Source organism: Burkholderia sp. GbtcB21, from assembly GCF_019091065.1.
GTDB classification, from domain to species: domain Bacteria; phylum Pseudomonadota; class Gammaproteobacteria; order Burkholderiales; family Burkholderiaceae; genus Burkholderia; species Burkholderia pyrrocinia_C.
The window spans coordinates 717,905-731,052 of the sequence record NZ_JAGXKA010000001.1; the positions used below are offsets into that span (position 1 = coordinate 717,905).

The 13,148-nt window shown below is 65.7% G+C and carries 12 protein-coding genes; 7 read left to right on the top strand and 5 right to left on the bottom strand.

Annotation, left to right across the window (positions count from 1 at the left end; translation table 11 throughout):
• Positions 1 to 140: 140 nt before the first annotated feature.
• The gene (ggt, locus tag KVT39_RS03140; protein ID WP_217587754.1) at positions 141 to 1,892 is read right to left on the bottom strand and encodes a gamma-glutamyltransferase; all 1,752 of its coding nucleotides are present in this window, start codon (positions 1,890 to 1,892) and stop codon (positions 141 to 143) included.
• A 360-nt stretch (positions 1,893 to 2,252) separates the two neighbouring features.
• On the opposite strand from ggt, the gene KVT39_RS03145 reads away from it, so the two are divergent.
• Complete coding sequence (locus KVT39_RS03145) at positions 2,253 to 3,131, top strand: MurR/RpiR family transcriptional regulator (protein WP_034180425.1); 879 nt, start codon at positions 2,253 to 2,255, stop codon at positions 3,129 to 3,131.
• Positions 3,132 to 3,158: 27 nt separating this feature from the next.
• On the opposite strand, the gene KVT39_RS03150 is transcribed toward KVT39_RS03145, so the two are convergent.
• Positions 3,159 to 4,505, bottom strand: coding sequence for an AAA-associated domain-containing protein (locus tag KVT39_RS03150; RefSeq protein WP_217587756.1), 1,347 nt, complete (start codon positions 4,503 to 4,505; stop codon positions 3,159 to 3,161).
• Positions 4,506 to 4,516: 11 nt separating this feature from the next.
• A complete protein-coding gene (locus KVT39_RS03155) occupies positions 4,517 to 6,271 on the bottom strand; it encodes an ABC transporter permease subunit (protein WP_217587757.1) in 1,755 nt (584 codons plus the stop codon).
• A 20-nt stretch (positions 6,272 to 6,291) separates the two neighbouring features.
• On the opposite strand from KVT39_RS03155, the gene KVT39_RS03160 reads away from it, so the two are divergent.
• The 5 genes from KVT39_RS03160 to KVT39_RS03180 all read left to right on the top strand — a co-directional run bounded on the left by KVT39_RS03160 (position 6,292) and on the right by KVT39_RS03180 (position 9,936).
• Positions 6,292 to 6,612, top strand: coding sequence for a hypothetical protein (locus KVT39_RS03160; RefSeq protein WP_217587758.1), 321 nt, complete (start codon positions 6,292 to 6,294; stop codon positions 6,610 to 6,612).
• Between the two features lie 205 nt (positions 6,613 to 6,817).
• Entirely contained in the window at positions 6,818 to 7,762 is a 945-nt protein-coding gene (locus KVT39_RS03165) for a metallophosphoesterase (protein ID WP_034180429.1), read from the top strand.
• Between the two features lie 19 nt (positions 7,763 to 7,781).
• Positions 7,782 to 8,120: a cupredoxin family copper-binding protein gene (locus KVT39_RS03170; RefSeq protein WP_105392659.1), complete on the top strand. Its 339-nt coding sequence runs from the start codon at positions 7,782 to 7,784 to the stop codon at positions 8,118 to 8,120.
• A gap of 94 nt (positions 8,121 to 8,214) precedes the next feature.
• Positions 8,215 to 8,676 carry a cupin domain-containing protein gene (locus tag KVT39_RS03175; protein WP_217587764.1) on the top strand — a complete coding sequence of 154 codons (462 nt, stop codon included), beginning with the start codon at positions 8,215 to 8,217 and terminating at the stop codon, positions 8,674 to 8,676.
• Between the two features lie 120 nt (positions 8,677 to 8,796).
• Positions 8,797 to 9,936: a patatin-like phospholipase family protein gene (locus tag KVT39_RS03180; RefSeq protein WP_034180432.1), complete on the top strand. Its 1,140-nt coding sequence runs from the start codon at positions 8,797 to 8,799 to the stop codon at positions 9,934 to 9,936.
• Between the two features lie 39 nt (positions 9,937 to 9,975).
• On the opposite strand, the gene KVT39_RS03185 is transcribed toward KVT39_RS03180, so the two are convergent.
• Positions 9,976 to 11,130, bottom strand: coding sequence for an alpha/beta fold hydrolase (locus KVT39_RS03185; RefSeq protein WP_034180433.1), 1,155 nt, complete (start codon positions 11,128 to 11,130; stop codon positions 9,976 to 9,978).
• 133 nt (positions 11,131 to 11,263) lie between these two features.
• Entirely contained in the window at positions 11,264 to 11,926 is a 663-nt protein-coding gene (locus KVT39_RS03190; RefSeq protein ID WP_034180434.1) for an HAD family hydrolase, read from the bottom strand.
• A 640-nt stretch (positions 11,927 to 12,566) separates the two neighbouring features.
• Here KVT39_RS03190 and KVT39_RS03195 point away from each other — a divergent pair.
• Positions 12,567 to 13,076, top strand: coding sequence for a pyridoxamine 5'-phosphate oxidase family protein (locus tag KVT39_RS03195; protein WP_034180435.1), 510 nt, complete (start codon positions 12,567 to 12,569; stop codon positions 13,074 to 13,076).
• Positions 13,077 to 13,148 lie beyond the last annotated feature (72 nt).

The following is a 13,148-nucleotide window of genomic DNA, read 5'->3' on the forward strand; positions in this document are numbered from 1 at the left end:
AAGCCGGTCGTACGCGGAATGCCACGCACAGGCGCCGATCGTGCTTGCGGATGTCCGCGAACGGACGCGCTGCCGCCGTCGCGGCCTTCGCGGAAACGCGAATGCGGGCGGCGGCAGCGGTTCAGCATGATGCGATCAGGTCAGTAGCCGATCGCCGATCCGGCCGGACGGCGCGGATCGTTGTAGCCGTAGATGAAGCCGGCGCGCACGTTGCCGGACACGGACGAATCGTTCCCGGAACTCTGGCGGCTCGCCGCTTCGGTGCCCGGCAGGCCGACCATGATCAGCTCGGCCGCGCCCCACGGCGTCTGCTCGACCATCTTGTAGCCCATGTTGCGCAGGATCGCGAGCGTGTCCGGCGACAGGCCGTAGGTTTCGTAATAGACCTCGTCGGGCAGCCACTGGTGGTGGATGCGCGGCGCGGCGACCGCGTCCTGCGGCGTCATCCCGTAGTCGATCACGTTCAGCACGGTCTGCAGCGTGATCGTGATGATGCGCGATCCGCCCGGCGAACCGACCACCATGAACACCTTGCCGTCCTTCGTCACGATGGTCGGCGCCATCGACGACAGCGGACGCTTGCCCGGCGCGATCGAGTTGCGCGTGCCCTGCACGAGGCCGAACAGGTTCTGCGCGCCGACCTTCGTGGTGAAGTCGTCCATCTCGTCGTTCAGGAAGAAGCCCGTGCCCGGCGCAATGACCACGGCGCCGAAGCGGCCGTTGACGGTATAGGTCGTCGATACCGCATTGCCGTCGTGGTCGATGATCGAGTAATGCGTCGTTTCCGGCTTCTCGTGCATGCCGACGCCGGGCTGCACGTCGACCGACGGCGTCGCCGTATCGGCATGGATGCTCTTGCGGATTTGCGCCGCGTATTCCTTGCTCGTCAGCTTCGCGATCGGATTGTCGATGAAGTTCGGATCGCCGAGCAGCGTGTTGCGATCCTCGTACGCGTGCCGCATCGCTTCGGTCATGTAGTGGACCGACGTCGCGGAGTGATAGCCCAGCTTGCGCAGGTCATACCCTTCGAGGATGTTCAGCGTCTCGCACATCGTCACGCCGCCCGAGCTCGGCGGCGGCGCCGACACGAACTCGTAGCCGCGGTATGTGCACTTCAGCGGAGCCATGTCGTCGGCCCGGTAGGACGCGAAATCGGCCGCCGTGATCAGGCCGCCCGCCTGCTTCGACGCCGCCTCGACGATCTTCGGAATCTCGCCGTGATAGAACGCGTCGGGCCCCTGCGCCGCGATCCGCTCCAGCGTGCGGGCCAGATCCTTCTGCACCAGGCGGTCGCCCGGCTGCAGCGGCGTGCCGTCCGGCCGCAGGAAGATGCGCGCCGCGTCCGGGTCCTTCTTGAAGCGCTCGATCGTCGTGTCGAGGATGTCCGTATCGCCGCGCGTCAGGATGAAGCCGTCGCGCGCGAGCCGGATCGCGGGTGCCATCACCTGCTTGCGCGTCAGCTTGCCGTATTTGCGCTGCGCGAGATCGAGGCCGGCGACCGTGCCCGGCACGCCGACGGCGCGATAGCCGTACAGGCTTTCGCCCGGGCGCACGTTGCCCGACGCGTCGAGATACATGTTCGCCGTGGCCGCGGCCGGCGCGGTCTCGCGGAAATTGATGAAGCGGTCGCGGCCGTCGGCCAGGTGCACGGTCATGAAGCCGCCGCCGCCGATGTTGCCGCAGCACGGATTGGTCACCGCCTGCGCATAACCGACCGCCACCGCCGCGTCCACCGCGTTGCCGCCTTGCTTCAGGATGTCGACGCCGATCTGCGACGCGAAGTGCTGCGACGACACGACCATGCCGTTCTTCGCTTCAACCGCGGGGTCCGAAGCGGCGAACCCGCACACGCTCAAAGCCGACAACAGGGTGAGTACGACGAGCCGCCTCATGCGGAATCCTCCAGACAAATAACCGGACCATGCCGGGATGCGCCGCCGCGTCATCGCGTGCCAACGCTGCCGATCCGGCATGTAATAAACGGTACATTCCGGCGAGGCCGCGATCATAGCACTCGCTTTTTCACGCAAAAACCTAGGGTTACTACTGAATTTGAAGCGAATACACGCGGAAACACTACCCGCCAAATGTTCGTTTCATTACATTGATGGGCGGGCCACCTGGCCGAGCGATGCGTCCCTCTAATTTCGGCCCGCGCGCGGCCCGCCGCACGTCGATCGGCTAACATGCGTGGAGTCCCGGCAGACGCACGTCTGCCGTTTGTCATTCAGATAAGAGAGCTGGAGTGCCCGATGGGGACGAGCATCAGGGCGTTGCTGTTATCCCAGATGGATAGCTTCACGCCGTCGGAACAGAAGGTTGCGCAGGCGTTGCTGGATCGCTATCCGAGCCTCGGCCTCGGGCCGATCGCGAGCTTCGCGAAGCAGGCTGAAGTCAGCGATCCGACCGTGTTCCGCTTTGTCGGCCGGATCGGCTTTCCGAATTACTCGTCGTTCCAGCAGGCGCTGTACGACGAGATCGACACGGCGATGAATTCGCCGCTCGCGCGAATGGATGCGTTCCATTCGGAAACGGGCCTGCGCGACAGCCATTCGGCGATTTTCCAGCGGCTGTCCGAATCGCTCGCGGCCACGATCGAAGGGCTCGACGCGGCGGCGTTCGACGCAGCCGTGGCGTTGCTGGCCGATACCGACATCCGCATCTTCTGCGGCGGCGGGCGCTACACGGCGCCGCTCGCGTCGCTGTTTTCGTTCACGCTGGCCTATGCGCGCCCGCACGTGCAGTACGTCGAACCGAACGTGAATCTCGCGTCGGTCGCACTGACCGACATGGGGCGCAACGACGTGCTCGTCATCTTCGACTTTCGCCGCTACCAGAAGGACAGCATCCGCTTCGCGCAGGCCGCGCACCGGCTCGGCACGCGGATCCTGCTGATCACCGACGAATGGATGTCGCCGATCGGCAAGTTCGCGGAGATCGTGCTGCGGATCCACGGGCGCCCGTTCGCGATGCTGCAGACCAATGTGCCTGCGCTGGCGCTCGCGGAAGCGCTCGTGATCGGCGTGACGAACCGGCTGCCGGAACTGGCGCGGCAGCGGATGGAGAAGATCGAGCATCTCAGTACCGGCGGGATCGATCTGGACGCCAACCAGCGCGATTTGCCCGAATGACGATCACTCGCCATTCGGGTGCGGACATCAGCTCTCGACATCCTCGAAACTGAACACCTCGGTCTTGTCGTTATACGAAAAAACTTCGCCGTAACGCCCCCAGTCGATCACCGCGTCGAGCGTTTCCTCGGCCGCTTCGTCCGACAGGAAATCCTCGAGCTCCTGCTCGAAGCGCACACGCGGCGCACGATGGCCCGGACGCTCGTTCAGCACCTTCCTGATCCGTGCGGCGAGCGGTACGTGCTTCAGCAGATGATCCGCGAACATCAGCTTGCGCTCCTGCGTGCCGAATTCCGCGAACACGCGCGCGGGCGGCGTCAGGAACACGTCGCCTTCCCGCACGTCCGCAAAGCCGAGATACTGCAGCACTTCGGCGATCGGAAACAGTTCGTCGACTTCCAGATGCAGCGTGCGCGCGATTTCCGGCATGTCCGCGCGGCCATGGTACGGCGCCATCGCAAGCGTTTCGATCAGGCCGGCCATCAGGTTGGTCGACACCTGCGGCAGCCAGCTGCCGAGCTCGAGCCCCTTCTTCGTCGCCTCGCCGGTCTGGCGGGCCGTCATCTTCGCGTAGATGTCGTCGACGAGCTTGCGGAAATCGGTGTCGAGCCGGTTGCGCGGATGCTTGAACGGCACCTTGATCTCGGCGATCACGCGGCCCGGATTCGACGACAGCACGAGGATCCGGTCGCACATGAACACGGCTTCCTCGATGTTGTGCGTGACGATCAGCACCGACTTGATCGGCATCCGCCCTTGCGTCCACAGGTCGAGCAGGTCGGTACGCAGCGTCTCGGCCGTCAGCACGTCGAGCGCCGAGAACGGCTCGTCCATCAGCAGGATCGTCGGATCGACGACGAGCGCGCGCGCAAAGCCCACGCGCTGGCGCATGCCGCCCGACAGCTCGCGCGGGTACGCGTTCTCGAAACCGTCGAGACCGATCAGGTCGATCGCGGCCAGCGCACGCTCGCGCCGCTCGCGCGCGCCGACGCCGAGCGCTTCGAGGCCGGCCTCCACGTTCTGCAGCACGGTCAGCCACGGGAACAGCGCGAAGGTCTGGAACACCATCGCGACGCCTTCGGCCGGGCCGCGCAGCGGCTGGCCGAGATAGGTCACTTCACCGCCGGTCGGCTCGATCAGCCCGGCGATGATTCGCAGCAGCGTCGACTTGCCCGAGCCCGAACGGCCGAGCAGCCCGACGATCTCGCCTTCGCGCAGCGACAGGTTCGCGTCGTCGAGCACGAGCAGTTCGCCTTGCGACTTGTTGAAGCCGCGGTTCACATGCTCGACGCGCAGGATTTCCTCGCCGAGGCGCGGCGGCTGCAGCGGCTGAGATGTCTTGGCAGGGGCGTTGATAACGGTCGAATTTTGCATCGCGCTTACTCTCAATCGAGACGGAGCCGGGATTCCGCATAGGCGTACATCGGACGCCACAACAGACGGTTGAACAAGGTAACGAACAGGGACATCACGGCGATGCCGAGGATGATCTTCGGGAAATCGCCGGCGGCAGTCATCTGCGCGATGTACGCGCCGAGGCCGTGCGCGACGACCTTCGTGTCGCCCCACTGCACGAACTCGGACACGATGCTCGCGTTCCACGCGCCGCCCGATGCGGTGATCGCGCCGGTCACGTAGTACGGGAAGATGCCGGGCAGGACCGCCTGCCGCCACCACTGCCAGCCGCGGATGCGGAAATTCTTCGTCGCTTCCTTGTAGTCGTTCGGATAGGACATCGCGCCGGCAATCACGTTGAACAGGATGTACCACTGCGTGCCGAGCACGATCAGCGGCGACAGCCAGATGTCCGCATTCAGGTGGAAGCGGACGATCACGATCACGAACACCGGGAACAGCAGGTTCGCCGGGAACGCGGCGAGGAACTGCGCGAGCGGCTGGATCTTCTCGGCCAGCGCGGGGCGCAGCCCGATCAGCACGCCGAGCGGCACCCAGATCACCGACGCGATCGCGATCAGCACCATCACGCGCAGCAGCGTGATGAGCCCGAGCATGAGCACGTGCCCGACTTCGCCCATCGTCACGCCGGTCGCGACGAAGCTGACGACGCGCCACACGACGTACACCGTCAGCACGATCACGAACACGCCCCACACGATGTCGCCGATGCGCGACGAGCGGCGTGCCGACGCGCCGCGCGAGCGCGCTCCCTTCAGCGACGGCACGCGCAGCGGAATCCGCGCGGCCTGCGACAGCAGCCAGCCGGCCGGCACCAGCAACTGATGAATCAGGTGCGTGCGGCGCATCATGTCGAGCAGCCACGATTGCGGCGCATCGCCGGACGCGGTGTTCTCCATCCGGAATTTGTCGGCCCACGCGACGAGCGGGCGGAACAGGAGCTGGTCATAAGCCAGGATCACGACCGACATCGCGACGATCACCCAGCCGACCGCGCCTATATTCTTGGCCGAGATCGCCTGCGCGAGATACGCGCCGATCCCCGGCAGCGTGATCGTCTGGTTGCCGACGGTGATCGCCTCCGACGCGACGACGAAGAACCAGCCGCCCGACATCGACATCATCATGTTCCAGATCAGGCCCGGCATCGAGAACGGCACCTCGAGCTTCCAGAAGCGCTGCCACGGCGTCAGGTGAAAGCCGCGCGACACTTCGCTCAGGTCTCGCGGCACCGTGCGCAGCGACTGGTAGAAGCTGAACGTCATGTTCCATGCCTGGCTCGTGAAGATCGCGAAGATCGCCGCGAGTTCCGCGCCGAGCACGCGGCCCGGAAACAGCGCGAGGAAGAACGTGACCGTGAACGAGATATAGCCGAGCACCGGCACCGACTGCAGGATGTCGAGGATCGGGATCAGCACCATGCCCGCACGGCGGCTTTTCGCGGCGAGCGTGCCGTAGACGAGCGTGAACACGAGCGACGCGACCATCGCGGCCAGCATCCGCAGTGTGGTGCGCAGCGCGTATTCGGGCAGGTTCGACGGATCGAGCGAGATCTTCTGCGTCTGCAGCACGCCGATCGGCGCCATCGTTTGATGGAAACCGACGATCGCCATCGCCAACAGGCAGATGATCAGCGGAAACGCAATGGCATCCCAGCGGTTGGGGAGCACGCGCCACGCCGAGGCGTTCGCGGTGCGATTCGGATCGAAGAACCTGATATCCATCGGTAGCGTCTTGTGTCGGATTGAAATTCGATGGGACCGGCCGCGGGCCGGGCGTTGCGTCGGCCGGCGCCGCTGCCGACCTGCAGGATCAGCTCGACGGGCAGCAGCTGCACGATGCCGAATGCGACGGCGCCGCTCGACACGAGCACGCCGAACAGGTTCCAGAGGCCCGACCAGACCACGGCCAGGTGATGCCGCAGGCAATGATCGGGAAAAACAGCGCGAAGCTGAGGGTGCGCGTGCGGTGGCTGACCGCGCCGCTGGTTTCCGTTGCCGCGAGATTCGGCATGAAGGGGCTCCGGATAGGTGACTCGGTGTCGCAGGCTATCGGGCGGCCATGACGCAAATGTGACGTATCGATTACAGGACATTAACAAGTCATCGTTCGGCATCCCGACGGCCGCCTTGCGCGTCCGCCGGCACCGGTGCCCGAATTCGCACATCTCGGGAATAAAACCGTCGCCGCACCGGTATGGCACACGAAGGCGCCGGTTTATTCCAGGACGACCCGGCCGTCCCGTTTCGTCATACGATTGCGAGGCTCCCATGTCTTCATCGAATCCCACCCGCCCGTCGCGCCGCAAGGCCCTGCAGTGCATGGCCTTCGGCGGCCTCGGCACGCTGTTTACGCTGTCGGGCGGCATCCTGACGCCGTTCGACCTCGCGCTCGCGCAAACCGGCGACGCGCGCCCGGCCGACGCGGGCCGGCCGCTGTTCGTGCAGATCAGCGACACGCACATCGGCTTCAACAAGGATGCCAACCCCGACGTGTCGGCCACGCTGCGGCAGACGATCGAACTCGTCAACGGGATGCCGGCGATGCCCGCACTGACCATCCATACCGGCGACATCACGCACCTGTCCAAGCCGGAGGAATTCGACCGCGCGTCGCAACTGCTGTCCGCGCTGCGCGTGTCGGAACTGCATACGGTGCCCGGCGAGCACGACGTCACCGACGGTTCGGGCGCCGAATATTTCAGCCGCTTCGGCAAAGCGTCGGACAACCGCGGCTATTACAGCTTCGATCACGCGGGCGTGCACTTCATCGGCCTCGTCAACGTGATGCATTTCAAGCCGAACGGGCTCGGCAGCTTCGGCGACGACCAGCTCGCGTGGCTCGCGCAGGATCTGAAGGGCCGCTCGTCGAGCACGCCGATCGTCGTGTTCTCGCACATGCCGATGTGGACCATCTACGAGCCGTGGGGCTGGGGCACCGGCGACGCACCGCAGACGATGGCGATGCTGCGCCGCTTCGGCTCGGTCACCGTGCTGAACGGGCACATCCACCAGATCGTGTCGAAGGTCGAGGGCAACATCACCTTCCACACCGCGCGCTCGACCGCTTTCCCGCAGCCGACGGCCGGCAACGGCCCGGGCCCCGTGCCGCTCACGGTGCCGCGCGACCAGTTGCCGAAGATGCTCGGCGTGACGACGGTGGAGTTCGCCGGCCACCCGGCTGCGTCGGCGCTGCACGACGCGACGCTGGCCTGATAGACCTAAGGAGACCGACATGACCCGCTTCAAGCAACCAAAAATCATCGCGGCGCTGATCCTGTGTGCGGCCGCCGGCACGCCGCTCGCCGCGTTCGCGCAGGGCCCGGACGGCCCGCTGGTCACGATCCGAAACTTCATGTTTTCGCCGATGTCGACCACGATCAAGGCCGGCACGACGATCACGTGGAAGAACCTCGACGGGGAGCCGCACACCGTCGTCAACGACGCCGGCATCTTTCATTCGAAGGCGCTCGACCAGGACGAGACGTACTCGTTCCGCTTCGACAAGCCGGGCGTCTACAAGGTGTTCTGCGGGATTCATCCGTACATGAAGGAGACGATCACCGTCGAATGAAGCGGCCCGCCACGAAACGCGCGGACGAACGGCGGGCGGCGGCCGCCTACAATGGTCACCGTCCCATTCGCCCGCGTGGCAGACGGAGCCGCCCATGCCCAGGATCGACCTCAGTACCGTGCCCGAACGCCGCGGCAGCGGCTATCCGCGGCCGTTCGACGCGCCGTGCGCGCAACGCATCCGCCAGCGCCTCGGCGACGCCGGCGGGCTGCGCGATTTCGGCGTCAACCTGATGCGCGTGCCGCCGGGCGGCTGGTCGAGCCAGCGCCACTGGCATTCCGACGAAGACGAATTCGTGTACGTGCTCGAAGGCGAACTCGTGATGATCGAGGACGGCGGCGAGACCGTGCTGCACGCGGGCGACTGCGCGGCGTTTCCGAAAGGCTCCGGCAACGGCCATCACCTCGTCAACCGGTCGGACGCGGTCGCCGTCTATCTCGAGGTTGGCTCGCGCTCGCCGGACGACGTGATCACCTGCCCCGACATCGACATGATGAGCCCGAGCCGCGATGGCCGGTTCCTGCACAAGGACGGCACACCGTACCCGGACGCGTGACGCCCGCCGCACCGCGGCGCATGCCTGCCGATGCGCATCGGTCGATCCCCTGCCGCCGATCGCCTACACTGAATCGAACTGTTCGGATCCGACCCACCGTCACACGCAGCGAGGCAAGTCATGACCGCGAGCCAGCCGACACGAATGGATCTCCCCGGGCAAGTCGTGCTCGTGCTCCAGGGCGGCGGCGCACTGGGTGCGTACCAGCTCGGCGTGTTCCAGGCGATGGACGAAGCCGGCATCCGGCCCGACTGGGTGGTCGGCACGTCGATCGGCGCGATCAACGCGGCGCTGATTGCCGGGAATCCGCCGGAGCGGCGCTACGAGAAGATGCTGGCGTTCTGGCAGCGCGTGACCGAACGGACCCGCTTCGACGTGCCCGCGCTGCTGCCCGGCTGGGACAAGATGCTGGCCGAACTGATGATCATCGGCGGCGGCATCACGGGCTTCTTCCAGCCCAATCCGGCGTCGTGGCTCGGCCCGATGGTCCGCCTCGGCGTCGATCGCGCGTCGTACTACCGGATCGCGCCGCTGCGCGACACGCTCGCGTCGCTGATCGATCCCGGCCTGTTGAACGCGGGCCACCCGCGCCTGACCGTCAGCGCGGTCAATGCGTGCACGGGCACGATGCGTTATTTCGATTCGCGCGACACGCACCTGGGCATCGACCACATCATGAGCTCGGGCGCGCTGCCGCCCGCGTTCCCGGCGATACGGATCGACGGCGAGCCGTACTGGGATGGCGGCGTGTATTCGAATACGCCGGTCGAGGTCGTGCTCGACGACAATCCGCGCCGGAGTTCGATCATCTTCTCGGTACAGATGTGGAATCCGGCCGGCCCCGAGCCCGAGAGCATCTGGCAGGTGTCGGAACGGCAGAAGGACATCCAGTACGCGAGCCGCACCGACAGCCACATCGCGCGCCAGCAGCAGATCCACCGGCTGCGCCACGTGATCCGCGAGCTGGTCCGGCACGTGCCGGAAGCCGAACGCGCGTCGCCGGCCGTGCACCGGCTGGCCGCATGGGGATGCGAAACCACGATGCACCTGATCAAGCTCGCGGCGCCGCGGCTCGACGGCGACAATCAGTTGAAGGACATCGATTTCACGCCGGCCGGCATCGCGGCCCGCCGGCAGGCCGGCTACGACGCCGCGAAACGGGCCATCGCAGCACGCCCGTGGAACCTGCCGATGGACCCGACGGAAGGATTGACGGTATTCGATCCGGACGCGCCGCCGGTCACTGAAAAAACGGCATGACGTGCGGCGTCGCAGCGCGCGCCGGTTGCATCGGCGCGATCAGGTGGGCGCGGCCGGCGCGGTTCCGGCGACGACCGGACACGATTGCGGCAACGCCTGGCCGAACAGCACGGCCAGCCCGCAGGCGGACGTGAACATGCCGAGATTGTCGTGCCCGACGCCCGGCACTTCGACGACCTGCTGCGCGAGATCGTCCGGATGCCGCTTCTTCAGGTAGGCGAAATACGCGAGCCCGCGCGCGAGCCGGTACGGCCCTTGCGCCATCGCCGCGCACGAACGGTCGATGAAATGCGTGTACGGGTTCGTGTCGGCCTGCCCGAGCAGGTACACGACATGGCGCGCGACGTAGCGCGTTTCGAGATCGCGCACGTCCTGCGACGCGACGTAAGGCGGCGCCGACTTCAGCCCGTATTTCCATTCCGTCGCACGCGGGCAGGCACCGCCCGCGATTGCTTGCGCGTCCGGCCGTTCGTCGTCGAAATACAGGTAGCTCGACGGGTTCGCGACCACATAGCGCACGGCGATGCCGGCCTGCACCAGCGCATCGCCTTCGTGCCCGGCCACCGCGTAGCGCTGCAACAATTGCGCGCCGGCCGAATGACCGATCACGACCACGGTCGACAGCGCGGGGTACAGGCTGCGATCGGCGAAATGCGCGAGCAATGCATCGAGTGCGGCGAACGAACTGACCGGGCCCGGCTGGCGCGCCGGTTCGCCGCCCTTCCATCCTTCCTGGGTCCAGGCCAGCGTCTGCGCGGGCAGCGAGAACGCGCGCGTATCGGCGCGCGTCAGGAACTGCGGGGCGACGACCATCGTGCCCTGCCCGGCCGCGCCGGCCTTCTCGACGACCTTGAGCCCCGACGCATAGTACGCGTCGGCATTTCGCAGCGTGCCGTGAATCACGATGAACACGCGCGTGACATCGGGCGCGACCGTGTCGAGCGGATGATCGGCGTAGACGGGCAACACTGCGCTGCCCTGCGGCGTAGCGACGGCCACGCGCTGGTCGGCGACGGCCTTGACCGGGGCCTCGAGACGTTCGCGCTGCGTGGCGGCATCGGCCGGACGCGCGCCGCCCAGCACACCGATTGCGGCACCGGCTGCCGCGAGCGTAATTGCGCACGACAGGGTTCGGGCGGCCGGCAGCACGCGCGAGAGCCGGATTCTTGCAAAGGCGACGGAAATGAGTGACATGGCGACGGACCTGGATGCGGATATGACTTTAACGGCGATGGTCGCAGAATCCGTCGCGCGCTGCCGACCCGTTGCGGAAAGCGGCTCAGTCGGCCGGTTTTGCACCATGTTCGGCGTCGACTCGCGCTTCACCCTAAGCACGCTGCATCCGCCGCACGATCGCGGCCAGTTCGCCGATATGCGCGGTCACCGCCTGCTTGCCCGCGCGCGCCCATGCGTCGAACGACGTCATCCCGCTCACCGCGCCGACAAACGGCAAGCCGGCGCGCTCGGCCGCCTGCGCGTCCACCGCATGGTCGCCCACGTAGATCGCCGCAGCGGCCGGCAAGCCAAGCCGCGCCAGCGCCAGCTCGAGCCCTTCCGGATCCGGCTTGTGACACTGCACGTCTTCTCCGCCGATCAGCACGTCGACCAGCGACTGCAGTCCGTTCAACGCGAGGATTGCGTCGATCCGGTAACGAAACTTCGACGAAACGATCGCGACCGCGAGACCCTGCTCGCGCAGACGCGCGAGCAGCGGCGGGACTTCGGGATAGATGCGCGTGCCGTGCACCATGATCTCGTCGGCGCGCGCCACGAAGTGCCGCTCGAACGCGTCGGCCCGCGCGGGGTCGGTTTCGCCTGTCAACGAACGGAACATTTCGCGCAGCGGCAGCCCGATCACGAAGCCGATCTGCGCAGGCGTCGCGCCGGCGGCGCCAAGCTGGTGCAACGCGTACTCCGTGCATTCGATGATCGCGGCGGACGAATCCGCCAACGTCAGATCGAAGTCGAATATGACGGCCCGAACAGGCATGAAAGATCCCCTCAAACAAGAAAGGCCCGCGCGCGACGCGCAGACCGTTTCACAGCATAGCCAAAGAGGTCAGCGAACGGTTCGCATATCGAGGTGCAGACGTCCGTACTGAAGCACGTGTGCTTCAAGTATGCGGCCGCCACTGCGAACGCACACCGTCGATCACCACACCGATGCCGGCGCAGCCATTACCGGGCGGCAGCCGTCGGAACTCGCGGCACGTCAAGCGACGACCCGAAAACGCTCCACAAGCTACGTGCGCAGCTCGGTGAATCAAGAAGGCGACGTGATTGGCTCCCGGATTGCAGCGCGCACGGAAAATCAGGCCGGCACCTCGAATGCATGTTGCCACAATAATGCACGTCGTATACATTTGCATGTAGTGCATTTCTTCGCCTATGGGGTGTCGCTCGGCTTGGTTTCAGTGTTCGCTCTTGGCGCAGGCCTGCACGTCGCAACGTACCTTACCTCCATGGAGGCTGGCATCGGAATACTGTCGTCCGGTAGATCGCTATCGTGAAAGCGACTTCGAGAACTGACGACGTATCGAGATCGAGGTGCACGAACATGCGCCACCTGACCTTTTTCCACCGGGTTTCCCCGGTTTCCGGGGCTTCCTGAAACGCTGCCGCACATCATCATGAATGCAAGCGAACTCTTTCAACAAGCAACTGAAATCGCCAGCAATTGCGCCTTCTGTTTTGTCTCTTCTAACGACGCGTCCGGTCAGATCAACTCCAGAGTCGTCGAGGTTCTGGAGATCGGGAAGGACCTCACGATTCGTTTCATGACCGACTCGAGAACGCGCAAAGCGCTGGAGATTCGCCAGGGGAAGACGATCAGTCTGTCCTTCCTCAGCATGGCTGACCGAGGATACGTCACGATCGGGACCGTCCCGACAGTCTCCGCGGAGACTGCGCTGAAGCAACGCATCTGGAAAGAATCACTGCGCACCTGGTTCCCCAACGGGCCGGACGATCCTTATGTAGTGACCGTTACCTGTGAGCCCGCCTGGGTTGAACTGTGGTCGCACATGCGGGGGGTTGCGCCTGATCCGCTGGGCCTCAACTCGGTCCGGCTGACTCGGAACGATGGTGGTTGGAACGCCCGGCATACGTTCCCGACCGAAGGCGAACCGTTGCATCCCTGACCGCCCTCTCGACGCGGCGAGCTACGCGTCGATCGCTGCCCTGTGGCGGCAAGTTCTGTTCGCTGGCGTTCG